Origin of the sequence: Cyanobium sp. Copco_Reservoir_LC18 (assembly GCF_009834675.1) — a bacterium.
GTDB lineage: Bacteria > Cyanobacteriota > Cyanobacteriia > PCC-6307 > Cyanobiaceae > Cyanobium > Cyanobium minutissimum.
Genome location: NZ_ASAC01000022.1, coordinates 87,166 through 109,972, shown reverse-complemented (window position 1 = coordinate 109,972; position 22,807 = coordinate 87,166). Strand labels below are relative to the sequence as shown.

Below are 22,807 nucleotides of genomic sequence, written 5' to 3'. Positions count from 1 at the left end.
AAGGCGGCACCTCAGCCTTGCATCGCCCGGGAGCGCACCTCCTCGAGGCTGCAGCGCCGCCGCAGCGTTCCGTTCTCGAAGACGGTCTGCAGGCAGCTGGCCGGATGGGGCTCCGGTCGCTCCAGCACCACCGTCCGGTAGCCCCGATCGTCGCGGATCAGGTCGAGCACGCCGGCCTTGCTGGTCTTGGCGGGATCGGTGATCGGGCACTTGTGCACCGGCCGGATCCGGCCGGCCCGCTCCACCCACGACACCTTGTAGGCGAAGCGTTGGCTGTCCCGTTTCACCTGCTGCAGCAGGCCACCCCCCATGCCGAAGGCGACGTTCTCGACGCTGAAGCCCGCCGCCAGGGTCGCCTCGATCACCAGGGGCAGGCTGGTGGCGGTGATGCCATCCCCCTGGATCACCCGCACGTGCTCCAGCACCCGGTAGCCCTTGCCGTTGAGCCGGCTGCCGAAACGGGCCTCAAGGCGCCGCAGCAGCTCGGGCACGATGGACACCGGATCGCCCGAGTCGGGCCGGATCACCAGGGTGGCGCCCGAGGCGATCACCTGCTCCCGCAGCTGCTCGCCCCAGAGATGGTCGACGGCGTTCCAGAGGTCGTAGGCATCGGAGACCACCGCCAGCACGGCACCGGGCCTGGCGAAGCGGTCGAGCATGGTGCGGTAGGCCTCCAGCTCGTGCTCCTGCCCCCAGGCCAGGATCGTCGAGTGCTCGGCGGCGGGAATCGAGAAGCCGGTCATCGGGCAGTCGTAATGGCGCCGGCCCGCCACCAGGGCGGCGACGGTGTCGGTGCCCGGAAGGCCACCAGGTGGGCCAGGCCGCCGATGGCGGCGCTCTCGTGGCTGGAGACGCCACGGGAGCCGAAGTCGTGCAGGCGGAAGGGGAGTTCGGCGGCCGGGTCGTCGGCGGAGCGCTCCAGGGCTGAGCGCAGGAGCTCCCGGAAGTGCCAGCTGCGGGTGGCCACGGTGGTGGGATACCAGAGGCGCAGCAGCAGGGTCTCCACCCAGGTGACCAGCCAGGCCAGGGCCGGATCGGTGGACTCCACCGTCATCAGCACGTTGCCGGTGGGTACCCGGCTGCCCTCGGGGACGGCCCGGATGCGCAGGGGCAGCCGGCCGCCGTGGACGCTGAGCAGGCGCTGCCAGCCTTCACGGTGGAACGGCAGGCCGTGGGCGCTCCAGAGGTCGGCGGCCTCCTCCGCATCGCCCCGGGTGACCGGCCGCTCCAGGGTGTCCTGCAGCAGCATCTGCAGTCCGAAGAACAGGGTGTCGGGGTTCTCGCCGCCGCGGCTTTCCAGGTAGGCCCCCATGGCGGTCAGATCGGGGGGGTACTGGAGCCAGTGGCTGCCCTTGTAGCTGTCGGTGTCCAGCAGAAGATTGAAGTCCATGGGTGCGCTCCGCACGGTGTGGATGGCTGGCCCCGGCCCGGTCTCCCCGGGCCGCAGGCGTTGATGGGAGGGCCGTCGGCGACGGCGCTCAGAGGCGGGAGATGAAGTGCTGGATGATCTGGACGTGGTCCTCGAAGAAGCTGTCTTCGTGGGCGTAGATGTCGGCCAGGGGCATCCAGAAGGCCTTCTCGGCGTCATCGCCGCCGCGGACGGCGGGCAGGGCCCCGCCCTTGAGCTGGATCAGGAAGGCGTGGGTGATCACCCGGCCCCGCTGGGAGCGTCCCGGCGCATCGAAGACGTGGCGATCCGCGATCGAGCCCTCCAGCACAGGCCTGGGCACCTTCAGGCCCGTCTCCTCGCGCAGCTCCCGCAGCATTCCCTCGAGCACCGGCTCCTGCTGGTTGAGGTAGCCCCCCGGCAGGGCGATCAGCCCCTGGCCGGGCCGCACCCGGCGGCGCACCACCAGCACATGGCCCGACTGGACAACCACCGCGTCGGTGGTGACGAAGGTGGGCGGATAGGGCGCCACCGACCACAGCCGGCGGTAGCCGTCGATGTAGTCCGCCTCCTGGCGCAGCCAGCGGTAGCGGCCCGTGGCCCGGTAGTCCGTGAGGAAGGCCCGCACCGCCTCCGGAACGTGGGCGGCCCACTCCGTTGCCTCGGCATCGGAGAAGTAGGCCTGGCGGATGGCCGTGGCGTGGACATCACTCTTCAGCGGCACATCCTGGAAGTCCCACTGGGGAAACAGATCGAGGTAGTCACTGCTGCGATCCTTCCGGTGACCGATGAGCAGCACCCGCTCGTCCTCGGCCGTGACGGCGAGCACTTTCTGCTGCACCTCCGCCAGCCAGAGATTGTCGGAGTAGAGGTGATCACGGATCGGGATCACCTCCAGCCGCCGCTGCCATGCGGCCGGAAGGGCGGCCCGGATCATGGTCTCCCGTTCTTCGCTGCTCCAGGGGTTGCGGGTGTCCGGGGCGCAGCGGTGGCTGCCGAGCAGCAGGATCAACCGATCGGCCCTCTGCAGAGCCGCCTCGACCAACCCGAAATGCCCCTCATGGAAGGGCTGGAACCGTCCGATGAGGACGGCGACGTCGTGATGCATGGTGAACCTCAGAATCCCTGAGATGGCGCCCGCCTCACCGGCGGACCCCACTGATTTAGCATGCCGATGGAGATGGTCAACGCTGAGGCTCAACGCTGAGGGTGAACCATCAGGCGTCACGATCCGCGGAGGCGAGCGCAGGCCGGTGCCGATGGCCGCTGCCCGGTGGGTCATGTGACGTTGCCTGCAGCGGAGGGCCACCAGGGCTGGCCGCCCATAGCCTGAGGACGGCGGTGCGGTCCGAGGAAGCATGGGTCCCTCTCCTTCCGATGAGACCTCCTCTCTGATCAGGAATCTCAGCATCTTCACGGCATCGGTGGTGTCCCTCTCCGGGGCTTTCCAGGCCTGGAGCTCGATGCAGATCACCCATTCTCTCGAGGAGGCCAGGCGAACCCAGGCCTTCTCCAGACAGATCCTCGATCAGATGGACAATCTCACGGGCGAGAATGAAACCAAGGGCAAGGTTGCCCTGATCGGCCTCTACATCATTGCGGCCAATGATAAAGACAAGATGAACATTGCCAACATCGCCCTCCAGAGCGGAAAGAACAGTCTCCGGGATGCTGCGGCCTTCCTGCTGCGGCAGGAATGCAAGGAACTTCCGCAGCAGTCAACCTGCAAGAACGCCCTCGAGATGCTGGCGCGCACGGAAGATGTGATCGTGCAGCGCCAGATCCGCAAGGAAGACAAGCTGATCGGCGATTCCCCGGGGGCGCGCCTGCAGGAGGCGGTGGTGAATGTTCAGGTGCAACCTTCGCCCGTGGCCCAGGCCCTCGAGGAGATCACGACGGCCAAGATCGCCGCATCCGACCTGCAGGGATGGATCTACATCGGCAAGGCGGATCCCTCCGGCGCCCTGCTCGACGACCGCACCATCAACGTCGCCAGGAAACCCTCACCCAATGCCGATGTCACCACCATCACATCGGTGTATCTGCGCTCCCAGGGCACGATCCGCTCAGGTTCGTCCCTCGGCATCATCCCCAGGGGGCAGGTCCTGCGGATCCACGCACTCCGCTCCAGGCCGATGACGGCTGGCAATGAGGCCGTCTGGGCCAAGGTGAAGACCCAGAGGGGGTCTCTCCAGAGCGTCCCCTGAGGGAGCCGCGCCTTTGCTGCATCCGCCGCCGGCGGCGATGGATAGCACAAGGAAAGCAGGGGGGCGTGGGGACGGCCCGTGGCCCCGGTGCCCTCGCCTGATCCGTTCCGCCGTCCCTGCCGCCATGGTGCCCCGCGCTCCCCTCTGGACCAGCCGTCGCCAGGCGGGTCTCGCCCTGGCTGAGGCCTTCGTCGACTGTCGGGGCCATGGCGGCGACACCACCCTGGTGGCCCTGCCCAGGGGCGGGGTGGCGGTGGCGGCCGCGATGGCGTCGATTCTGGGGCTGCCCCTGGTGACCTGGTCGGTGCGCAAGGTCGCCGACCCCCGCTGGCCCGAGCTGGCGATCGGGGCCGTCGCCGCCGGCGGAGTGGTGGTCTGGCGCCACGGGGCTGGGGGCCGGCAGCGGGCCACCTCGGCGACGGCGCACGGCTGGCTGCGGGACCAGGAGCTGGAACGGCAACGGCGGCAGCGCCTGTTCGGGGACCCACCCGGCGACCAGCTGGGCGGCCGGCATCTGATCGTGGTGGACGACGGCATCGCCACCGGCATGACGGTGAAGGCGGCGCTGCTGTCCCTGCGCCGGGTGCGTCCGGCCTCCCTGGCCCTGGCGGTGCCGGTGGTGGATCGGGAGGTCGCCGGCGAACTGGGCCGACTGGTGGACCGCATGGTGGCCCTGGCCGTCGTCGGCGACCTGCAGGCCGTGGGGTTGTGGTATGAGCAGTTCGAGCAGCTCAGCGACCATCAGGTGCTCGCTCTCCTGGAGGGCGCCCGGCAGGCATGCGATCATCCGCACCTGCGCCACCGCTGAGCGGCCCATGACCCTGGGGCAAACCGATGGCGTCCTGGTGTCCATCGCCGAGGCGTTCGATCTCCCCGGCCGGGTCCGCGGCTTGGAGCCCCTCGGCAGTGGCAACGTCAATGAGAGCTTCGTCGTCGTCTGCGATGGCCCGCCCGTGCAGCGGTTCGTCCTGCAGCGGCTGAACCGCCGGGTGTTTCCCCGGCCCGATCTGGTGATGGCCAACATCCTCGCCCTCGGGGAGCACGTCGATGGGCGCCTGGCCCAGGGCGTCTCCCCCCTGGGGGAGCGGCGCTGGGAGGTCCCCCGGGTGGTGCGCTGCCGCGCCGACCAGCGGCCCTGGGTGGAGCGGGAGGACGGCTTCTGGCGCCTGATCACCTTCATCGAGTCCTCCCGGAGCTTCGATCTGGTGACCAGCGCCGACCAGGCCCGGGAAGTGGGCGTCGGTCTGGGGCTGTTCCACCACCTGATCAGTGATCTGGCTCCGGAGCGGCTGGCGGACACCCTGGAGGGCTTCCACGTCACCCCCCGGTATCTGGAGCAGTACGACGCCGTGCTGGCCAGCGCGCCGGCCGCAGCCGGGAGCGACGTCAGCCACTGCCGCGCCTTCGTGGAGGAGCGCCGGGACTTCGCGCCGGTGCTGGAGGACGCCAGGGCCAGCGGCCAGCTGCGGCTGCGCCCCATCCACGGGGACCCCAAGGTCAGCAACGTGATGCTGGAGACCGGCTCCGGCCGGGCCGTGGCCCTGGTGGACCTCGACACGGTGAAGCCCGGGCTGATCCACTACGACATCGGCGACTGCCTGCGCTCCTGCTGCAACCCCCTCGGCGAGGAGACGGCGGATCTGGCGGCCGTCCGCTTCGATGTGGATCTCTGCCGCTCTGTGCTGGGCGGCTACCTGTCCGCCGCCTCAGGCTTTCTCATCGAGGCCGACTACGACCACCTCTACACCGCGATCCGCCTGATCAGCTTCGAGCTCGGCCTGCGCTTCTTCACCGATCACCTGGCGGGAAACCTCTACTTCCGGACGGAGCGGCCCGGCCACAACCTGCAGCGGGCCCTCGTGCAGTTCCGGCTGACGGCCAGCATCGAGGCCCAGGAGCGGCCGATCCAAGCGGTGATCAACGAGCTCCGGGCACGCGGCGCCGGCGCCCCCTGATGACGGCTCCCCTCCGCCATGGCTTCGACCTCCGCCCCTTCGGTGGTGCGTGCCCCTCCCCGGGCCTGCGGCTGGAGGGGGAGGTCAGCCGGGAGGGTGCCCGGCTGAGGCTCCGCTATCGGCTGGGGGGCGCGATCGAGACGGTGCAGGTGCCACCACCGGTGGCCTCGCCCGAGCGACGGGACCATCTCTGGACGGCGACCTGCCTCGAGTGCTTCTGGGCCATCGCGGGAGAGCGGCCCTACTGGGAGCTGAACCTGTCCCCCGCCGGCCACTGGAACCTGTACCGACTGGAGGACTACCGGCAGGAGCTGCGGCCGGAGCCCGGCTACGACCGGCCCCTGCACCGGGTCAGCCAGGGGGCCGATGTCCTGTCGGTGGAGCTGGATCTGCCACTGCCGGCCGCGATTCCCCCCGATGCCCCGCTGCAGGTGGCGATCGCCGCCGTGATCGAGGATGGCCGCGGCCAGCTGAGCTACTGGGCCCTGGCCCATCCGGGGGCCGAGCCCGATTTCCACCGCCGGGACGCCTTCCTGCTGCGGCTCTGAGGGCGCCCCGGTTGGTTTAGCTGTCGGCGTCGGTGGCCTCGGCGTGGTAGCTGCTGCGCACCAGGGGGCCGCTGCGCACCTGGGCGAAACCCATGGCGCGGGCGATGGCGCCCAGCTCCTCGAACTCCTCCGGCCGCCAGTAGCGGGCCACGGGGATGTGGGCGAGGGAGGGGCGCAGGTACTGCCCCAGGGTGAGCCGCTGGCAGCCGACGGCCCGCAGGTGCTCCAGGGTGGCGACCACCTCGGCGGCGGTCTCACCGAGGCCCAGCATCAGGCCGGATTTGGTGGGAATCCCCGGCGCCAGCTCCCGGGCCATGGCCAGCAGGTCGAGGGAGCGGCGGTAGGTGGCGCCGCGCCGCACCTCCCCCTGCAGCCGCTCCACCGTTTCCAGGTTGTGGTTGAAGCACACCGGGGCCGCCGCCAGCACCGCGGCCAGCCGTTGCCGCTGGGCCCGGCGGCCCGCTTCGGGGTCGGGGTGTCCGCCCCAGAAATCGGGCGTCAGCACCTCGATCAGCACCTGGGGATCCCGGTGGCGGATCGCCGCGATGGTGGTGGTGAACAGCCCGGCACCATGGTCGGGCAGGTCGTCGCGGGCCACGGCGGTGAGCACCACGTAACGCAGACCGAGCACCTGCACCGCCTCCGCCACCCGCTCCGCCTCGGCCCCGTCCAGGGGCACCGGGGCCCGGCCCTTGTCCACCTGGCAGAAGGCGCAGCTGCGGGTGCAGATCGGCCCCCCCAGCAGGAAGGTGGCCGTCCCGGCGGCGTAGCACTCCCCCCGGTTGGGACAGCGGCCCTCCTCGCAGATGGTATGCAGCCGCTGCGCCTTGACCACCCCCTGCACCCGTTCGGTGGCCGAGGCCTCCCCCAGGGGACGCCGGATCCACTCCGGCAGCCGCTCGGCGGGGGGGATGGCGCTGTAGCGGCTGGTGGCGGTCATGGGGTCGCGGTGGGGTTCATTCCATGCGCCGGCGTCCTTCGAACGCCCGGGCCAGGGTGACTTCGTCGGCATACTCCAGCTCCCCCCCCACCGGCAGGCCGTAGGCGATGCGGGTGACGCTGGTGAACGGTTTGAGCAGGCGGGCCAGGTAGAGGCTGGTGGTGTCCCCCTCCACGCTGGGGGTGAGGGCCAGGATCACCTCGGTCGTCCCCTCCCGGTCGACCCGCTCCACCAGGGGCTGGATCTGCAGCAGTTCCGGACCCACCCCATCCATCGGCGAGATCAGTCCGCCCAGCACGTGGTACTGGCCGTGGAATTCGCGGCTGCGTTCCATCGCCAGCAGGTCGCGGGAGTCGGCCACCACACAGATCTGCCCGTTGTGGCGCTCCTCGTTGCGACAGATCTCGCAGAGCTCCTCGGCCGAGAGGTGGAAACACTGCCGGCACTGGCCCACCTGGCTGCGGGCCGCCAGCAGGGCATCGGCGAAGCTGCGGATCTGCTCCTCGGGCTGGCGCAGCAGGTGCAGGGCCAGGCGCTGGGCCGTGCGGGGCCCGATGCCGGGGAGTCGTTCGAACTGGTCGATCAGCCGGGCCAGGGGTCGGGTGAAACCGCTCAGCGAACCGGCTGCAGGTGGATAGGAATCTAGGCGGCCCGCTCACGCCGGGTGACGGCGCCGGGTGAGGATGGCCCCGGCTCCCGCCAGCTCCCCTGCCCCGCCCCGCGCCATGGGTTTCCCCGCCACCCACCAGCCCGTTGCCACCGTTGCCGCGGTCCCCGCGGCCACCGTCCCCTGGCGCGCCCGGGGCGGCTCCCTGCTGGCGGCCCTGCTGCTGACCCTGATGCTGGTGGGCTGCAGCGCCGCCGCTGCGGGCCTGAACTCCTTCCAGAGCCCGGATGGCCGCTATGCCTTCCTCTACCCCACCGGCTGGACCCGGGTGCAGGTCAGCAATGGTCCCCAGGTCGTCTTCCACGACCTGATCAACAGCGACGAGACCCTCAGCCTGGTGGTGTCCGAGGTCACCCCCGACCGGGATCTCAGCCAGCTCGGCAGTGCCGTCGAGGTGGGCGAGACCCTGCGGCGCAGCGTCATCTCCCCGGTGGGCAGCGGCCGCGACGCCGAGCTGGTGGAGGCCCACGAGCGGGAGCAGGGCGGCCGCACTTACTACGACCTGGAGTACACGGTCCATCTCGCCGACCGGGATCGCCACGAACTCGCCACGGTGGTGGTCGACCGCGGCCGGCTGTACACCTTCGCCGCCAGCACCAACGAGGCCCGCTGGAACAAGGTGAAGGACCTGTTCGCCGTCGTGATCGGCTCCTTCACCCTGCAGATCTGAGCGTGGTCGCCCCCGGCCGGCTGACCGTCATCGGCGGCGGGCTGGCCGGCAGCCTGCTGGCCCTTGAGCTGGCGGAGCGGGGCCTGGCGGTGACCCTGGTGGATGGGGGTGAGGCGACGGCCACGGCCCTCAGCTACGGCGGGGTGGCCTGGTGGGCCGGGGCTCCGGGGCCCCTGGGCCGGCTGCTGCGCCAGGCCCCCACCCGCTGGCGACGGCTGCAGGCGCGCCATGGGCCGCTGGGCTGGCGGGGCTGCGGCCTGCGCCTCCATGGCGGCGGCTGGACCACTCCGCTGCTGCGTCCCCCCTTCGCCCAGGTGGACAGCGCCGCGCTGATGGCGGCCCTGCCCGGGGTGCTGGCGGCGGCCGGGGTCGAGCATCGGCGGGGGAGGGTGTTGGCGCCGCCGCGGCCGGTGGCCCCCGGCTGGCACCTGGAGCTGGAGCCCGGCGGCAGCCTCGCGGCGGATCAGGTGGTGCTGGCGGCCGGGGCCGGTTGCCGCGCCCTGGCCCCCGCTCTGCCGCAGCGCCATCGCGCCAGCTGGGCCGGGGTGCTGGCCCTGCCGGCACGCCCTTGCCTGCCCTCCGCCTCGTCCAGCTCCTGGCAGCGCCATGCGGCTGCGCGTCGCATCGTGCAGCCGCGCCACTGGCAGCGGCCGTCCCTGGAGGCCCGGGCCCCGGAGCTGGCGGAGGAGCGCTGGATCGTCGATGCCGGCATCGCCCCCCAGGGGGAGGGACTGCTGCTGGGGCAGATCAGCCTGGTGCGGCCGGGCCTGGATCCCGGAGACCCGCCCGCGGTGGCCGTGATGGAACGCCGCCTGCGGGCCGCCCTGGCCGGGCTCGATCCGGTGCTGGCCGCCCTGCCGGGCCCCTACCGCCAGGTGCCGGTGGCGTTCTGCAGCGGCGGGCTTCCCCTGGTGGGGCCCCTGGGCGACGCGGCGGGTCTGTGGGTGTTCAGCGGCTTCGGCGGCGCCTTCGCCCAGGTGCCGGTGCTGGCTCCGGTGCTGGCCGATGTGATCGCCGGGCTGGCCGATCCGAAGGTTCTGGCGGGATTCGGCGTCCTGCCGGGCTGACAGGCGGCCTTCCATCCAGCATGCTGGCGGCGATGGCCACGTCCGCCCCCCCGACCGGTGCAGCCCCGCCTCGCCGGCCGGTGGCGACCCTGCGCCGCCGTTGGAGTGGCCTCAGCGACCGGGGCCAGGTGGGGGCCTGCCTGGTGGCGATGGGCGGGGCCCTCGGCCTCTGGGTGCTGTTCTGGCCCGTGCCCACGGAGGTGATGGGGCAGGGGGTGCTGATCTACCCCGACACCGCCGGTCTGCTGGATGCCCGCGCCGGCGGCCAGGTGCGACGGCTGCCGGTGGCGGTCGGGCAGGAGGTGCGCAAGGGGCAGGTGCTGATGGAGCTGTACCTGCCGGTGCTCGACCGCCAGCTGCAGCAGCAGCGCGGCAACCTGGCCCAGCTGGAGCGCGATAACCGCGACCTCGACCGGCGCGATGCCCTGCGGCTCTCCAGCGAGCGGCTCAGCGTCGACACCGCCCTGGCCAAGCTGGCCCAGGACCGGCGCCGTTATGAGGAGCTGGCGGCCACCTATGCGGAGAAGGTGCGCAACCTGCGCTGGCTGAGCAAGCGGGAGGTGGTGGCGCCCCTGGCCTCGGAAGTGGTGGCGGCGGAGCAGGGCCTGACCAGCACCAGCGTCAATCTCGATGCGGTCAGGATCCAGGAGAAGGAGCTGCTCACCCGCTATGAGCAGGTCCGGCTGGACATCCAGACCCAGGCCCTGCGACGCCGCTACCAGATCGACGACATGCGCCGTCAGATCCGGGTCACCGAGGCCCGCCTGGCCTTCGACGGCCAGGTGCTGGCCGACCGGGACGGCACCGTGCTGGACCTGCAGGTGATCCAGGGCCAGACGGTGGCCACCGGCCAGCGCCTCGGCACCCTGGGCCGGGCCGGCGCCGGCGGTGCCGGGGGGCCGCGGCTGCAGGCGGTGGCCTTCTTCGCCCCGGCCGATGCCCGCCGCCTGCCGGCCGGCCTGCCGGTGGAGGTGGTGCCCCTCTGGGACCAGCGGGGCCGGTTCGGGGGCATCGTCGGCAAGGTGGTCCAGGTGCTGGCGCTGCCGGCCACGGAGGAGGACATCTCCACCACCATCGGCAACCCCCAGCTGGCCCGGGACCTGCTCAAGCACGGACCGGTGATGCGGACGGAGATCGCCCTGGAGCGGGACCCCGGCAGCCGGGACGGCTACCGCTGGACCCTCTCCGGCGGCAGCGGGGTGTTTCCTGTGCGAGAGGGCCTGACGATCGCTGCCCATGCCTACGTGGAGTGGCGCACACCGATCACCTACGTGATTCCGGGCCTGCGTTCCCTGACGGGCGGTTACCGCAGCCTGCGCATCGATCGGCTCTGGGATCGGCCTTCCCTCCGCCAGGGTGGAACCCCGCCATGAGTGAGCAGCGCCATGGCTGACCGCCGGTGGTGGCAGATCCGCAATCCCCTGCTGCGCCAGGAGCTCCCCTGGCTGGTCAGTGAGGTGGTGCTCCTGGTGGTGCTGTGCAACGCCAACCCACCGGAATTGTGGTTCTGGCTGGTGGTGCTGCTGGTGATCCTGGGCTACAGGATCGAGCGCTGGTATTCGTCACGGCCCGAATGATCGCTACGTCGCAGGACTCCGTGCATCAACGTTTTGTTCCCTCGCTCAGTTGTCGTGTCCTGTGAGGCTGATAATTCCGCCCATGGATGCAGGCTCCAGGGTGTGGCAGAGAATAGCGAAGATTCCGTACCGTCCGCGATGGGTTCTGATCGGTCTGGCCGTCGTGGCCACGCTGGCGGTGCTGTTCAGTTGCTTCCGGCCAGCGTCGTTACCCCTGCGGATCGGCGCCAACCTCTGGACCGGTTATGAAACTCTCTACCTGGCCAGAGACCTGGGTGAGCTCAAGGACAAGCCCATCCGACTGATTGATTTTCCTTCCGGGACCGAGGAAGTCAGGGCCTACCGAAACGATGAAATCGATGGAGCAGGTCTGTCGATCGATCAGGTGATCACCCTGGCCGCCACCCAGGGGGACATCCGGATCATCGCCATCATGGACTTCTCCAACGGAGGGGACGTGATCCTTGCCAGACCTGGCCTGAGGACAATGGCGGAGCTGAAGGGCAAGCGCATCGGCGTGGAGGCCACCGCCCTGGGGGCCTTTTTCCTCGGCCGAGCCCTGGAGCTCAACGACATGACCCCCCAGGACGTCACGGTGGTGTCATTGGAACTGGGGGATCACGAAGCTGCCTACAGGGCTGGAAGGGTCGATGCGGTGGTGACCTTTGGTCCGCCGCGCATCAACCTGCTGAAGGCGGGCGCCATCCCGTTGTTTGACAGCCGCCGGATCCCGGGAGAGATCGTGGACACCCTGGCCGCCAGCAGCGACGCGATCGCCAACAACGCCGAGAATCTGCAGGCGCTCGTGGAGGCGAGATTCAAGGCCCTGGATTACTTCCAAAGCAATCCTGCCGAAGCCGCCCGGCGCATGGCCAGGCGCACCCGGGTGGAGCCGCAGGAGCTGTTGGAGGCTTTCGATCTGCTGGAGCAGCCGTCACTGGAAACGAATGTGGCGTTGCTGACTCAGCGGGACCCATCGCTGGTGGTCTCCATGACCAACCTGATCAGGGTCATGCATGACCATGGGCTGATCACGACAACGAGGGACCCCGCCAGTCTTCTGGATGCTCAGTTTGTCGAACGGGCGCTGGCGCGTCGTTAGGCGGTGGATCGCAGCATGACCAGATTCCCTCCACCCCTTCGCTTCACGATACCTGCCCTGATTGTCGTGAGTGGTTTTTCGATTGGTGCCATCCAGTTCGCTCTGGAAATTCAAGATGCCAATCGCAGATCCGAGCAAAGTGCCACCATCTATCTGAAGTCCTCGGTCTCCCAGGCGGCGCGAATGGTGGACTATCTCTACCGAACTGATCAGCAGAGCGATCAAGTCGTTGCCTTGATCAGCCAGCTGGGAACCAATGCGGGCTATCGGAGTGTGATTCTTTTCAACGACAGGAACATCGTCCTCCGTGCCAGTGACTACAGCCTCGAGGGCCAACCCATCGGGGTGACGGAGGCTGCGCCGTTGGCCTCCCTCTTTTCCCAGGCTCGTCGTTCGCTTCGGGGAACGGTCCGACTCTCGAAGGACCGCCTTCATCTTTCAGCCGTTTATCCCATCCTGCTCAAGCCCCTGCCTGACGAACTGAAGCCATCTCGCGTCGGTATCTTTTATGTTGACTACAGCCTTGCCGAGGCGAAGCGCACCGCGTTCCGTGAAGCACTCCGGCGGACGCTGGCATTCAATGCTCTTCTGGTGCTTCTTGGTATCTGCGTCTGGCTGTTCTTTCAGTATGCGCTGACCAGCCGGATCAGAAAACTGATCGCCGCCAGCCATGCATTGGGTGAGGGCGATCTGGCGGTAAGGAGTGGACTGGATGGCTCCGATGAGCTGGCTGGAATCTCCGTGGCGTTTGATCAGATGGCGGAGAAGATGGAGCAGAATGCTGTCAACCTGAAGCGACAGGTGCAACGTGAACTGATTCTCCGGGAGATCACGGAGCGGATTCTCACGTTTCTTGAGCTCAAGCGCATTTTTCAGGTGGCGGTCAATGAAATGCTTCCCTACCTTGCGGTGGACCGGGTGGCTATTTACCAGTTCGATCAGGCATGCCAGTGTCATCGTGGTACCTTCATTGCGGAGGCTGTTCAGCCAGATACGGAGTCGTTGCTAGCCGTTTCGATCGAAGATACCTGTTTCGACGATGCGCTGGTCTCTCGTTATCTCAAGGGCGGACATCAAGCCATTGACGATGTGGCGACAGCCGACCTGGAGCCCTGTTATCGCGAGCTTCTTGTTGGCCTCAAGATTCAGGCCAACCTGGTGGTTCCTCTGATCTGCGGTTCCCGTCTATGGGGGCTGCTCTGCATGCATCACTCCAAACAGCCTCGTCGCTGGAGCGAGGAGGATCTTCAGGTTGTCAATCATGTCGCAAGCCAACTCAGTATCGCCATCCAGCAGGCTGACCTGTTCGCCAAACTGGAGGATGAGCTCCAGGAGAAGAAGCTGGCTGAGGAACGTCTGATCACCGTGAATGAGGAATTGGCTTCGATCAATGACCAGCTGGCTCGCTCCACGCGCCTGAAGGATGAGTTTTTGGCCAACATGAGCCATGAACTGCGAACCCCACTGAATGGCATTCTCGGGATGGCGGAATCCCTGCAGGAGAACATCTATGGCGAGATGTCCCCGATCCAGCGCAAGGCTTTGGAGGAGATTGATCGCAGTGGACACCATCTGCTGGAGTTGATCAACGATATCCTTGACATCACCAAGATCGAAGCCGGCAAGCTTGAAGTCCATCTCCATCCCGTCTCGATCCCGGCTCTCTGCCACGCCTGCATCGCGACCATCGAGCGAATGGCGGAGGCCAGGTCGATCCGCCTGTCCTCACAGATCAACCCAGCCCTGCCCGTTGTCCTGCTGGACGGGCGGTTGCTGCGTCAGGTTCTCATCAACCTGCTCAGCAATGCCGTCAAGTTCACTCCCGCTGGAGGATCGGTTCGTCTTGAGGTTGGGCTGAGCTCCCCCCCGGAGGTGGCGGCTGGTCAGGCCACCCTCAGGCTCTGTGTGATCGATTCAGGCATCGGCATCGATCGGGAGGATCAGGAGAAGATCTTCGAGCCCTTCGTGCAGATCGACAGTGGCTTGAACCGCCAGTTCACGGGCTCCGGCCTTGGCCTCTCGATCGTGAAACGCATCCTCCTGGCCCATGGCGGGGACATCAGCCTGCAATCCGCCCAAGGACAGGGAACCCGCTTCAGCGTCCAGCTTCCCGTCACGCTCCACCCTGGGGCGTCCACGGAGGATGCAGCGCCGGCTACGGCGCCGCTGGCCTCGGCCGGCCCCGATGACGGCGTTCCAGCGGAGCGCTCATTGATCCTGCTGGCGGAGGACAGCCGGGTCAACCGACTGATCTACGCACGCTATCTCCATGCCAAGGGATACCGGGTGCATGAGGTGGTCAATGGCCAGGAGGCGATCGACTTCCTGCACGACCGTGTTCCCAGCCTGTTGATTCTGGACATGTCGATGCCGGTGGTGGACGGTTTCTCCGTGCTGCGCACGATCCGCTCCAGCGACAGACCAGAGCTGGCGGCGATGCCCATCATCGTGCTGACGGCGTTGGCGATGAAAGGCGACCGGGAGAAGTGCCTGGCTGCCGGAGCCAACGAGTACCTGGCCAAGCCGGTGAAACTCCAGGAGCTTGACCAGACCATGCGCCGGATCCTGGAGACCGCTGGCGAGAGGGGATCGCCCCAGGCCCCTTGATTTCGCCTCCATCCATCGCCAAGCACTCCGACCCCGCGCCGGCAGGGAGTTCAGCCGCTGCGCTTCCGCAACACGCTGCTGGTGCCTGCCCGGGCGTGGTCGGCCTCGGATGCTGCGGGCCCAGGGGTCAGGCCATCTTCCTGGTGGAGGGATCGCAGCTGCTTGATCTCCTTCATCAAGGCCTCCCCATCGGCCAGCAGCTCGACAATCGTTTCATGCCGTTCCGGTTGATAGGCGGTGATGCCATAGGAGAACGAGATGGCATACCCCTTGTTCGTGAGCCTGTTGTCCTGGTCGAGGGCTTTCTCGATCCGATGGACCACGGTCTCGGACTGCTCCCGGGTGGCGTTGATCAGCAGGACCACGAACGCATCCCCACCGAGCCGGGCTACCACATCGGAGTCTCGGCAGACCTCTGTGATCCGATCCGCCAGGGTGATCAGGACCTCATCGCCAGCCTGGCGCCCGTGGAGGTGGTTGATGCGCTGGAAATCGTTCAGATCGAGATAGACGAGCGAAACCGGTATCGCCTGGCGCGTGCAGAGCTGAAGGCTCTGCTGGGCAAGGGCAAGAAATCCGCGTCTGTTCTCCAGGCCGGTGAGCTTGTCCCTGGTGGCCAGCAGGGTGGAGGCCACCTCCTGCTCCACAACACTGGCCAGATCCTTCAGGATCTCGATCTGCTCCCCATCAAGGGTTCGGGGCGACTGATCGACGATGCAGAGGGTGCCGATCTTTCGGTGGTCAACCGTCAAGGGACAAGCTGCATAAAAGCGAACATGGGGCTCTCCCAGAACCAGAGGATTGTCATGGAAGCGCTCATCCTCCAAGGCGTCGGGAACGATGAACACCTCAGAGCCGAGAATGGCATGACCACAGAACGAAACGCTTCTGGAGGCTTCCGAGCCATGGGGACCGGAGGAGGATTTCGACCACTGCCGATGTTCATCGACAAGGCTGACCATCGCGATCGGAACCCTGAAGATCCTCTGGGCCAACCTGGTGAGCCGATCGAAACGGGAGTCCTGTCCTGTGTCGAGGAGCCCCAGGGATCGAAGCTTGGCCAGGCGAAGCGGTTCGTCGTCAGGGGTCTCAGGCGGTTTCAATGGATCCCTCTTCGATACATGGCCGGCCGACGGGGAAACACATCTGGTTGTGAGAGCTGTTGGCGGGTCAGTGGCGGAACAGTTCGTAGACCTGCAACCCCGATGTCAACTTTAGCGTTTTCCTGCTTGTCCGTCCCAGGTCTCTTTCCCGGCCGTCACTTCCGGGGCGGTGCCTGTGGCGAAAGGGGCAGGGGTGGCCTTTTCATGCTGCTTTCATCTCTTCTGTCTCCTTGGCTCCGTGAATCTCAAGCCAGCGTTCCAGTTGCACCTCGTTCCACGTGTCTGCCCACACCCAGCGGCCGATCGGTGCCGCCAGAGCGGCCACCAACAGCAACCAGGGCAGCAGCGCCATGGTTCCCGCGATCTGCATCACGAACAGCGCGCAGAACAGGGGCGTGCGGCAGGCCCCGCTGAACAGGGCCGTCGCCCCGGTCCACACCAGCAGCTGCCGTTCCAGGGGCGGCAGGTCGGCGATCAGGGGACCGGCCAACAGCGCCCCCAGTGACATGGCGTCGTGCATCACACCGCCGGGGGCGCCGATGGCGATGCTCAGCACCGAGGCCAGCAGCCGCCAGGGAAGGATCGCAAGCCCCGGGCGATCCTCGCCGTAGGCCATGCGCAGGATCAGCAGCTGGCCGTCGTTGAGGCTCCAGCCACCGCTGGCGACGGCCGCCAGGCTGATCACCAGGGCGGCGAGCAGGGCCCAGATCACGGGCCTGGCCAGGGCCGATCCCCCTGCTCCGGCCGGCCTGGCGAGCCAGCGGCCCCAGCACCCCGCCATCCAGGCGGTGGCGGCGGCGAACACGCCCCCCAGCCAGCCGGCGGCCAGGGTCAGCAGTAGGGCAGGACCCAGCAGGTGGACGCCGCCCCCCACCAGCAGGGATGCCCCGGCCTGGTGGGCGGGGGCCGCGTCGGGGGTGCTGCCCCAGAGGCCGGTGGCCACCCCCAGCATCACGCCCACCCCCGTGATCAGCAGCGTGCCGTTGATGAGGGCCGCCGAGCGCCGCCGGCAGAGCTCCTCGATGGCATAGGTGACCCCCAGCAGGACGGAGTTGAAGGCGATGCCCAGGCCCGCCCCGGCGCCGGTCGCCAGCAGCACCGGCAGGGGCAGACGCCTGAGGGGGGCCACCCACTGCCGCAGGGCCAGCAGCAGGCTCGCCCCCAGGGAGGCGGAGGGGGACTCCAGCCCCACCGTCAGGCCGGCGCCATGGGTGAGCAGCAGCAGCGGCAGCCGGGCCAGCTGGCGCCGGAGATCCAGGGAGGCGAGCGCCGCCGTCCGTGAAGGACCCTGGCGCACCCGTTCCAGCTGCAGGGCCAGCACCCCGGTCAGTCCGCCGCCCCGGCCGCCCTTCAGGGGGCCGTTCGCCAGCAGGGTCAGCAGCGCCGTGCCGGCGAACACCAGCAGCAGGCTGCCGCCCGGGATGCCCCCTGCCCCGCCCAGGGGCCAGGCCTGCTGCAGGCGGAAGCCGAGGGCCGAGAGCCACTGGTAGGGCTGCAGCAGCAGCAGCAGCGGCAGCGCCGCCAGCAGCAGGGCGACCACCTGCCCCGGGCGCAGACTGCCGTCTCGCCGGGCATCGGCGGCATCGATCGCTTCGGGGGGCATCGTCATGGGCTCCATTGCAGGCGCGCCGGAACCGCGGCCTCCGGGTCCGTGGGCATGGGCAGCAGTTCGCGCAGCAGCTGGGCGTAGGTGACGTTGACGTTCACGGTGGCCTCCAGGCGCTGGACCAGGCTGGCGATCAGCCTCTCCTGGGTGTTGGAGAGATCCAGCTCGCTGCTCAGCCCCGCCTGGTAGCGCAGGCGGGCGTCCCGGAAGGCCTCCAGGCTCGCCGTCACACCCCGCCTGGCGGCCACCAGCCGCGCCAGGCTGGCCTCGTGCCCCAGGAAGGCCTGCTCGATCCGCAGCCGGATGTCGTTGCGCTGGGCGGCGTACTGCTGGGCCACCGCCGCACCCCGGCGTTCCAGCGCCCGGGCCTGGCCGCGGGTGGTGCCGGCATCGAAGAGCAGCCAGCTCACCGCCAGGCCCACCGACCAGTCGCTGCCGTAGGTGTTGAGGGAGGTGGGCACCGTGGCGCCGCAGCAGCCGCCGTCGGCCACGCGCACGTTCCAGTTGTTGGCGTTGCTGGCCCCGGCACCGGCGCTGGCGAAGAGGGACAGCTTCGGCAGCAGCTCGGCGGCGACCGCGTCCTTCTGGCGCAGCAGCGCCTCCCGGGTGGCCAGGAGGGCTTCCAGTTCCGGGTTGTCCCGGAAGGAGGCCAGCAGGCTCGCCTCCAGGTCGAGGGGCCAGCGGGGCTGCAGGCGGATCGGGTCGCTGGCGGTGGGGGTCAGCTGGGGTGGCAGGTTGAGCAGGGCCGCCAGCCGGCGGCGGGCGACGGCCCGATCCGCCAGGGCCGCGATCAGCTGCTCCTGGCCATCCGCTTCGATCGCCTGCCGCCGCAGCACGTCGAGCCGGGGCACCAGCCCGGCCTGCTTGAGGTCCAGGCTGTCCTGCAGGATCAGCAGGTCGTTGCGCACGACGGCCTCGCGGATGCGCACCAGCTGGTCGGCCCGCTGCAGCTGGTAATAGCTCTCGCTCAGGGACAACTGCAGCCGCCGCAGGGCATCGGCGTAGTCGAGACGGCTGCCGCGCAGCCGCGCCAGGGCGGCCCGCACCTTCGGGGTGCGGGCGAAATCCAGGAGCGCGTAGCGCAGCTCCAGGCCGCCGGCGACCCCGTTGGTGTTGGTGTTCAGGGACCCCCTGCCGCCGGGGGGGATGAAGAAGGGGTTGGCGGGGGGGAACAGGGTCCCGGTGCCGGTCGGGGAGAAGAAGCTGGTGCTCGCCTGGTCGGTGCCGCCGCTGGCATAGGCGGAGATCCGCGGCCAGTAGGTGCCCATCTGGCTCTGCAGCTCGGCCAGGGCCGCCGCCACCGCGTCGCGGCGCGCCTGCAGGCCCGGACTGTGGGCGAAGCCGATCGCCAGCGACTGCTCCAGGCTCAGGGCCTGAAGCTGGCCGGGGCGGAGGTCGCCGGCCTGCGGCAGCGCCAGGGGCGGCAGGGGAACGGGTCCCTGGGGTGGCCCGGGAATCGCACTGGATTCCGCAGGCCCCAGCAGCGCCTCCGGCAGCGCCGGCCCGGCGGACCCGTCACCGTGGTGGGGGGCCGCCTCGGCGGGCAGCAGCTCCTCAAGGGCACGGATCTGGCGATCCAGCTCGTTCCAGCGGCGCTCGAGACGTCGCACGTCGCCGGCGCTGGCCGCCGGCAGGGGTTGGCCCGCGACAGGCCCCGATCCAAGGCCGAGACTCAGCACGACCCCAGGCACCATCCCGGCGAGGATCCTGCTGGCCAGGGGCCGCCCCGTTCCGCTGCCCCCCATGGCCTCCCGTTCCCCCCATCCGGCGCCCAGTTTGCTCGACATCGGCCTCCCCGGCTCCTAGAAGCTGAAACCCAGCTGCAGGCCCGCCGCGAACAGGCCCGGCACGCGGCCGGCCCCACCGGGATTGAGGATCCACTGGAGGCTGGGCTGGATGTTGAACGACTGGTTGAAACGGATCTGATACCCCAGCTCCACCACCCCTTCGTGGCTCAGACCGGGCTGGCTGATCGGACTGAAGCCGGTGCGGGCCACGCCGAGGATCAGCAGATCGAGGGGACGGCCCGGCAGCACCCCCTGGCTCACCAGACCGCCGCCGATGTAGCTGGGCGTGGGGTTCGCGGCGGTGTCGAAGCCCGCGGCGGTGGCGGCCCAGAGCCGGTGGTCGAGGCCCCACGGCAGGGTCACGGGCACGGTGGCGCTGCCGTACAGGCCCCGGTTCGGTCCGGTGCCGGCATAGGCCGCCAGCTGCAGCAGCCCGCCGGGCAGCTGCCGCTCCACCATCACGGGCCGGCCGCAGGTCCGGCCCCGGGCCCGGAGGCCGCCAGCGTGGCGGCAGGCGGCGATCGGCTCCCCCAGCCGGCGGTTGAGCCAGGGGGCCGCATAGCTCCACTGCAGCTGGTGGGTCCAGCCCCGGCCGGGGGGAAGGCCGCTGGCGGTCCCCAGCAGCTTGGCGACCTCGTCGGTGGCGGCCAGGTTGAAGCTGGCCAGCCGCAGGGTGGTGGCCGGGGTCGGCCGCAGCACCAGCCGGGCGCCCGGCGCCGCCACCGGAAAGACGGGGAAGTTCGGGATCGTGAACAGCACCGGCGCCCCGTTGAGGGCGTCGTGGATGTAAAAGCCTTCGACCGGGGCGCTGAACAGGTCGGGCGCCATGCCCACCAGCCCCGCCTCCAGGCTCCAGCGGCCGTCGGCGGAGCGGCGCTCCAGGCTGGCGCGGGTGAGCCAGAACCCCACCGGGTTGGCCACCTCCTGCAACGGGATCGCCGCCCCCAGCCGCTGGGCGTAGCTGGGATCGCCGTTGTAGCCGGCGACGGCCAGATGCATCGCCCATCGCTGCCATTCCCGTCCCGCCCTCTCGCCGGTGGGAGCCCGCAGGGTGAGGGCCAGGGTGGTCTGCTGGATCCAGCTCGCCTCCTGCACCAGACCGCCGACGGGATTGAGCATCGGTTCGGCCAGGGTCTCCAGGTCCAGATCCACCCAGGCCGGCAGGCCCAGGGTCTGCTGGAGGGTTCCCCAACCCGGCTCCAGCTGGACCAGGGCCGGCTCCGGTGGGGGCGCCACCGGTGGGGGCGCCACCGGTGGCACCGGCGGTGGCGCTGGTTCAGCCACGGGCCCGGCGGGGAGCGGTTCGGCGTTGCCGGATCCGGTGGCGGCCAGCATCGCCAGCGCCAGCGCCAGCGCCGGGGGGTGGCCGGAGACCTGCGGTGGGGACGGGGGTGCTCCAGCCATGGCCTCAGCCGGAGGCCTCCCCCAGGACCCGCCAGCTGTGCTCCGCCTGCTCGATGCTGCGCAGGGCCTGGCCGCAGAGCATCAGCCGGCTGGCATTGCGCTGCAGCAGGGTCAGGTCGAAGCGATTCAGGTCCGGATCGTGAAGCGAGCGCTCCAGGTTCCCCCAGCGGGCCGGAGGGGTCATGGCGGTGGCCGGCGGCGCCGGTCGGTGACGGTGCGGCACCTCCAGGCAGTGGCGCCATTGCTCCAGCCGCCCGGCCACGGACCGCAGCAGATCGGCCTGGGCGCTGTGGAGTCCCTCCAGGGGGCCCCGATCCGCCGGGGTGTGCTCGAGGAGCCGCAGCCCGTCGACCACGCCGACCAGCTGGGAGCCGGCGCCGTTGAGGAGCTGGAAGAGCCGGAACGTGGCGTGGCTGGTGGGGTTGTTGCCGAGCTCATCGGCCACCGCCGGCATGGCCTGGCGCAGGGCCACCAGCTGGCGCCGCAGCCCCTGGGCCGTTTCCAGCTCGCGCCGCCGGGCGGCGACCAGAGCCCCCGGCGGCGCGGGCGCGGCCGGCGCCTCAAGGCGGTCGGCCTGGGCGACGAGGGCCCCGCCGAGATCGGCCAGGAACTGGCGCAGCCGCTGCCGGTTTCCCTCCACCGCCAGGTCGGGCCAGAACAGCCGCAGACAGAGCAGGGCCACCAGGATGCCGGCCGCGGTCCAGAACAGTCGCACCGGGACCCAGATGCCCAGTTCACCGTCGTGGACCAGCCAGCCCATCACGATGATGTTGCTGCCCACCTTGTACCCCACCTCCAGCCCCAGCGCCGCCCCCACCAGCCGCATCGCAACCAGGGACAGGCTCAGGCCCAGGGGCAGGGGCAGGTGGCTGAGGCCGGTGAAGGAGACCACCAGCACCACCCCCCCCACCACCGACCCCAGCAGCCGCTGACGCCCCAGGCCGATGGAGCCCCCGTAGGTGCCGGTGCAGACGACCAGCACGGCCATCGGCGCGTAGAAGCCGTAACCCAACGGAGCCAGGGCGCCCAGGCCGTTCATCAGCCCCGCGGTCAGGGCCAGCCGCAGCTCGGAGCGGCGGATCAGCATCGGGTGACCAGGCTGAGGGTGCGCAGACTGGCCAGCAGCGGCTGCTGCTCCTCGGCCAGGGCCAGCAGCGGCAGCAGCGGCAGCGAACGGTGCCGGGCCAGGCTCTGCCAGGGCCCGGGGTCCGGGGCCAGCAGCGGCAGGGTGTCCCCCCGGAGCAGGGCCGCCATGCGTGCCATGCCGGCCTGCAGGGGATCGCCGGTCAGCCCGTCCCCGTCCCTGTCCTCGGGCTCCCCGTCGGCGGCCTCCGCGTCCGGGCGCAGCCGGTCGGGGAGGCCCCCCAGCAGCCGCTCCCACTGCACCCAGTGGTGCTGGACCGTGGCCCACAGCTGCAGCCGCTGCGACCAGTGCTGCCGCTGCAGCCGCTGGCCATGGGGTCCCCGCCGCTCCTGGGCCAGCAGCTGCTCCATCGCCACCAGGTCGTGGCTGAGCCGGGCCGGGGGCAGGGGCTGGGGCCGCTCGCCACGACCCTCGAGCCAGCTGCGCAACTGCTCCAGCTGGGCGGCATAGCCCTGGCGCAGCCCCGCCTCCAGCCGCAGCATCCGGTCGAGTCCCCGCCGGGGCCAGAACAGCAGCCCCACCACGATGGCGATCACGCAGCCGACGGCCGTGTCCAGGGTGCGGTTGAAGACGTAATCCCAGTTCAGGGCCACATGGCTGGGGATCATCAGGAACATCAGGCTCACCAGCGTCGCGGTCCCGGCGGCCGACTGCCAGCCCAGCCAGCGCAGCAGTGGCAGCATCAGCAGCAGCGACACCAGCACCCCCGGCCACCCGGAGAGCAGGGTGTGGACCAGGAAGGTGACCAGCCCTCCGGTGATGGTGCCGAAGACCCGCACCCGGGCGGCCTGGAGGCTGAGGTCGTCACCGTCCTCCATGACCGTGACCACGGCCAGCATCGGGTACCAGACGTAGGCGATCCGCTCGAACCAGAGCGACAGGGCGGCGGTGAGGAAGGCGGCCACCCCGAGCCTCAGGCTGTTGCGAAGCAGGGCGGAGCGCACGGACCTTGGGGCGCAGGGCTGGCAGGAGCCTATGGAGGCCCATGGTCCACGGCCATTCGGCGATGCGCCATGGTTGATCGTCCCTTGCCGTG

Annotated in this window: 21 protein-coding genes; 10 read left to right on the top strand and 11 right to left on the bottom strand. The window is 69.6% G+C overall.

Annotated elements, in window-relative coordinates; genetic code table 11:
- Positions 1–11: 11 nt before the first annotated feature.
- The 3 genes from L107_RS16675 to L107_RS11740 form a co-directional block, all read right to left on the bottom strand.
- Positions 12–773, bottom strand: coding sequence for a hypothetical protein (locus L107_RS16675; RefSeq protein WP_236550652.1), 762 nt, complete (start codon positions 771–773; stop codon positions 12–14).
- Positions 740–1,390 (bottom strand): nicotinamide phosphoribosyltransferase domain-containing protein, encoded by a 651-nt coding sequence (locus L107_RS16670; protein WP_236550651.1) that lies wholly within the window; start codon positions 1,388–1,390, stop codon positions 740–742. Before L107_RS16670 ends, L107_RS16675 begins: the two co-directional genes overlap by 34 nt.
- A gap of 88 nt (positions 1,391–1,478) precedes the next feature.
- Complete coding sequence (locus tag L107_RS11740; RefSeq protein ID WP_201295877.1) at positions 1,479–2,495, bottom strand: bifunctional nicotinamide-nucleotide adenylyltransferase/Nudix hydroxylase; 1,017 nt, start codon at positions 2,493–2,495, stop codon at positions 1,479–1,481.
- A gap of 250 nt (positions 2,496–2,745) precedes the next feature.
- Here L107_RS11740 and L107_RS11735 point away from each other — a divergent pair, with 250 nt between their 5' ends.
- From L107_RS11735 to L107_RS11720, 4 genes are all read left to right on the top strand, one after another.
- Positions 2,746–3,594, top strand: a complete 849-nt coding sequence (locus tag L107_RS11735) for a hypothetical protein (protein WP_159819021.1) — start codon at positions 2,746–2,748, stop codon at positions 3,592–3,594.
- 124 nt (positions 3,595–3,718) lie between these two features.
- The gene (locus tag L107_RS11730) at positions 3,719–4,402 is read left to right on the top strand and encodes a phosphoribosyltransferase family protein (RefSeq protein WP_159819019.1); all 684 of its coding nucleotides are present in this window, start codon (positions 3,719–3,721) and stop codon (positions 4,400–4,402) included.
- 7 nt (positions 4,403–4,409) lie between these two features.
- Positions 4,410–5,549 carry a phosphotransferase enzyme family protein gene (locus L107_RS11725; protein WP_159819017.1) on the top strand — a complete coding sequence of 380 codons (1,140 nt, stop codon included), beginning with the start codon at positions 4,410–4,412 and terminating at the stop codon, positions 5,547–5,549.
- On the top strand, positions 5,549–6,097 hold the full coding sequence (locus L107_RS11720) for a DOMON-like domain-containing protein (protein ID WP_159819015.1): 549 nt from the start codon (positions 5,549–5,551) through the stop codon (positions 6,095–6,097). Before L107_RS11725 ends, L107_RS11720 begins: the two co-directional genes overlap by 1 nt.
- A 16-nt stretch (positions 6,098–6,113) precedes the next feature.
- Here L107_RS11720 and lipA read toward each other — a convergent pair whose 3' ends face one another.
- Both lipA and recR read right to left on the bottom strand, forming a co-directional pair.
- Positions 6,114–7,037: a lipoyl synthase gene (gene lipA, locus L107_RS11715; protein WP_159819013.1), complete on the bottom strand. Its 924-nt coding sequence runs from the start codon at positions 7,035–7,037 to the stop codon at positions 6,114–6,116.
- A gap of 16 nt (positions 7,038–7,053) precedes the next feature.
- Positions 7,054–7,623: a recombination mediator RecR gene (gene recR / locus L107_RS11710; RefSeq protein ID WP_236550680.1), complete on the bottom strand. Its 570-nt coding sequence runs from the start codon at positions 7,621–7,623 to the stop codon at positions 7,054–7,056.
- 139 nt (positions 7,624–7,762) lie between these two features.
- Here recR and psbP point away from each other — a divergent pair, with 139 nt between their 5' ends.
- The 6 genes from psbP to L107_RS11680 all read left to right on the top strand — a co-directional run bounded on the left by psbP (position 7,763) and on the right by L107_RS11680 (position 14,727).
- Positions 7,763–8,374 (top strand): photosystem II reaction center PsbP, encoded by a 612-nt coding sequence (gene psbP / locus L107_RS11705; RefSeq protein ID WP_255451614.1) that lies wholly within the window; start codon positions 7,763–7,765, stop codon positions 8,372–8,374.
- Between the two features lie 2 nt (positions 8,375–8,376).
- Entirely contained in the window at positions 8,377–9,441 is a 1,065-nt protein-coding gene (locus L107_RS11700) for an FAD-binding oxidoreductase (protein WP_159819011.1), read from the top strand.
- Positions 9,442–9,521: 80 nt separating this feature from the next.
- Entirely contained in the window at positions 9,522–10,814 is a 1,293-nt protein-coding gene (locus L107_RS11695) for an NHLP bacteriocin system secretion protein (RefSeq protein ID WP_159819009.1), read from the top strand.
- Positions 10,815–10,826: 12 nt separating this feature from the next.
- A complete protein-coding gene (locus tag L107_RS11690) occupies positions 10,827–11,018 on the top strand; it encodes a hypothetical protein (RefSeq protein ID WP_015108561.1) in 192 nt (63 codons plus the stop codon).
- An 82-nt stretch (positions 11,019–11,100) separates the two neighbouring features.
- A complete protein-coding gene (locus L107_RS11685) occupies positions 11,101–12,120 on the top strand; it encodes an ABC transporter substrate-binding protein (RefSeq protein WP_159819007.1) in 1,020 nt (339 codons plus the stop codon).
- 66 nt (positions 12,121–12,186) lie between these two features.
- A complete protein-coding gene (locus tag L107_RS11680; RefSeq protein WP_159819005.1) occupies positions 12,187–14,727 on the top strand; it encodes an ATP-binding protein in 2,541 nt (846 codons plus the stop codon).
- A gap of 50 nt (positions 14,728–14,777) precedes the next feature.
- Here L107_RS11680 and L107_RS11675 read toward each other — a convergent pair whose 3' ends face one another.
- The 6 genes from L107_RS11675 to L107_RS11650 all read right to left on the bottom strand — a co-directional run bounded on the left by L107_RS11675 (position 14,778) and on the right by L107_RS11650 (position 22,715).
- Positions 14,778–15,830 carry a diguanylate cyclase gene (locus tag L107_RS11675; protein ID WP_159819003.1) on the bottom strand — a complete coding sequence of 351 codons (1,053 nt, stop codon included), beginning with the start codon at positions 15,828–15,830 and terminating at the stop codon, positions 14,778–14,780.
- A 202-nt stretch (positions 15,831–16,032) separates the two neighbouring features.
- Positions 16,033–17,439, bottom strand: a complete 1,407-nt coding sequence (locus L107_RS11670) for a chloride channel protein (protein WP_236550649.1) — start codon at positions 17,437–17,439, stop codon at positions 16,033–16,035.
- Positions 17,436–19,223 (bottom strand): TolC family protein, encoded by a 1,788-nt coding sequence (locus L107_RS11665; protein ID WP_159819001.1) that lies wholly within the window; start codon positions 19,221–19,223, stop codon positions 17,436–17,438. The genes L107_RS11670 and L107_RS11665 overlap by 4 nt, the downstream gene beginning before the upstream one ends.
- A 15-nt stretch (positions 19,224–19,238) precedes the next feature.
- The gene (locus L107_RS11660; protein WP_159819000.1) at positions 19,239–20,627 is read right to left on the bottom strand and encodes a carbohydrate porin; all 1,389 of its coding nucleotides are present in this window, start codon (positions 20,625–20,627) and stop codon (positions 19,239–19,241) included.
- A 4-nt stretch (positions 20,628–20,631) separates the two neighbouring features.
- Complete coding sequence (locus L107_RS11655) at positions 20,632–21,714, bottom strand: FUSC family protein (RefSeq protein WP_159818998.1); 1,083 nt, start codon at positions 21,712–21,714, stop codon at positions 20,632–20,634.
- Positions 21,708–22,715 carry an aromatic acid exporter family protein gene (locus L107_RS11650; RefSeq protein WP_159818996.1) on the bottom strand — a complete coding sequence of 336 codons (1,008 nt, stop codon included), beginning with the start codon at positions 22,713–22,715 and terminating at the stop codon, positions 21,708–21,710. Before L107_RS11650 ends, L107_RS11655 begins: the two co-directional genes overlap by 7 nt.
- Positions 22,716–22,807: the final 92 nt, after the last annotated feature.

Bases quoted from the DNA above. Each gene is read 5' to 3' on its own strand.
- L107_RS16670 (WP_236550651.1), bottom strand. From the start codon at position 1,390: ATGGACTTCAATCTTCTGCTGGACACCGACAGCTACAAGGGCAGCCAC.
- L107_RS11740 (WP_201295877.1), bottom strand. From the start codon at position 2,495: ATGCATCACGACGTCGCCGTCCTCATCGGACGGTTCCAGCCCTTCCAT.
- L107_RS11720 (WP_159819015.1), top strand. From the start codon at position 5,549: ATGACGGCTCCCCTCCGCCATGGCTTCGACCTCCGCCCCTTCGGTGGT.
- L107_RS11690 (WP_015108561.1), top strand. From the start codon at position 10,827: ATGGCTGACCGCCGGTGGTGGCAGATCCGCAATCCCCTGCTGCGCCAG.
- L107_RS11685 (WP_159819007.1), top strand. From the start codon at position 11,101: ATGGATGCAGGCTCCAGGGTGTGGCAGAGAATAGCGAAGATTCCGTAC.
- psbP (WP_255451614.1), top strand. From the start codon at position 7,763: ATGGGTTTCCCCGCCACCCACCAGCCCGTTGCCACCGTTGCCGCGGTC.
- L107_RS11670 (WP_236550649.1), bottom strand. From the start codon at position 17,439: ATGACGATGCCCCCCGAAGCGATCGATGCCGCCGATGCCCGGCGAGAC.
- L107_RS11655 (WP_159818998.1), bottom strand. From the start codon at position 21,714: ATGCTGATCCGCCGCTCCGAGCTGCGGCTGGCCCTGACCGCGGGGCTG.
- L107_RS11730 (WP_159819019.1), top strand. From the start codon at position 3,719: ATGGTGCCCCGCGCTCCCCTCTGGACCAGCCGTCGCCAGGCGGGTCTC.
- L107_RS11725 (WP_159819017.1), top strand. From the start codon at position 4,410: ATGACCCTGGGGCAAACCGATGGCGTCCTGGTGTCCATCGCCGAGGCG.
- lipA (WP_159819013.1), bottom strand. From the start codon at position 7,037: ATGACCGCCACCAGCCGCTACAGCGCCATCCCCCCCGCCGAGCGGCTG.
- L107_RS11735 (WP_159819021.1), top strand. From the start codon at position 2,746: ATGGGTCCCTCTCCTTCCGATGAGACCTCCTCTCTGATCAGGAATCTC.
- L107_RS11665 (WP_159819001.1), bottom strand. From the start codon at position 19,223: ATGTCGAGCAAACTGGGCGCCGGATGGGGGGAACGGGAGGCCATGGGG.
- L107_RS11660 (WP_159819000.1), bottom strand. From the start codon at position 20,627: ATGGCTGGAGCACCCCCGTCCCCACCGCAGGTCTCCGGCCACCCCCCG.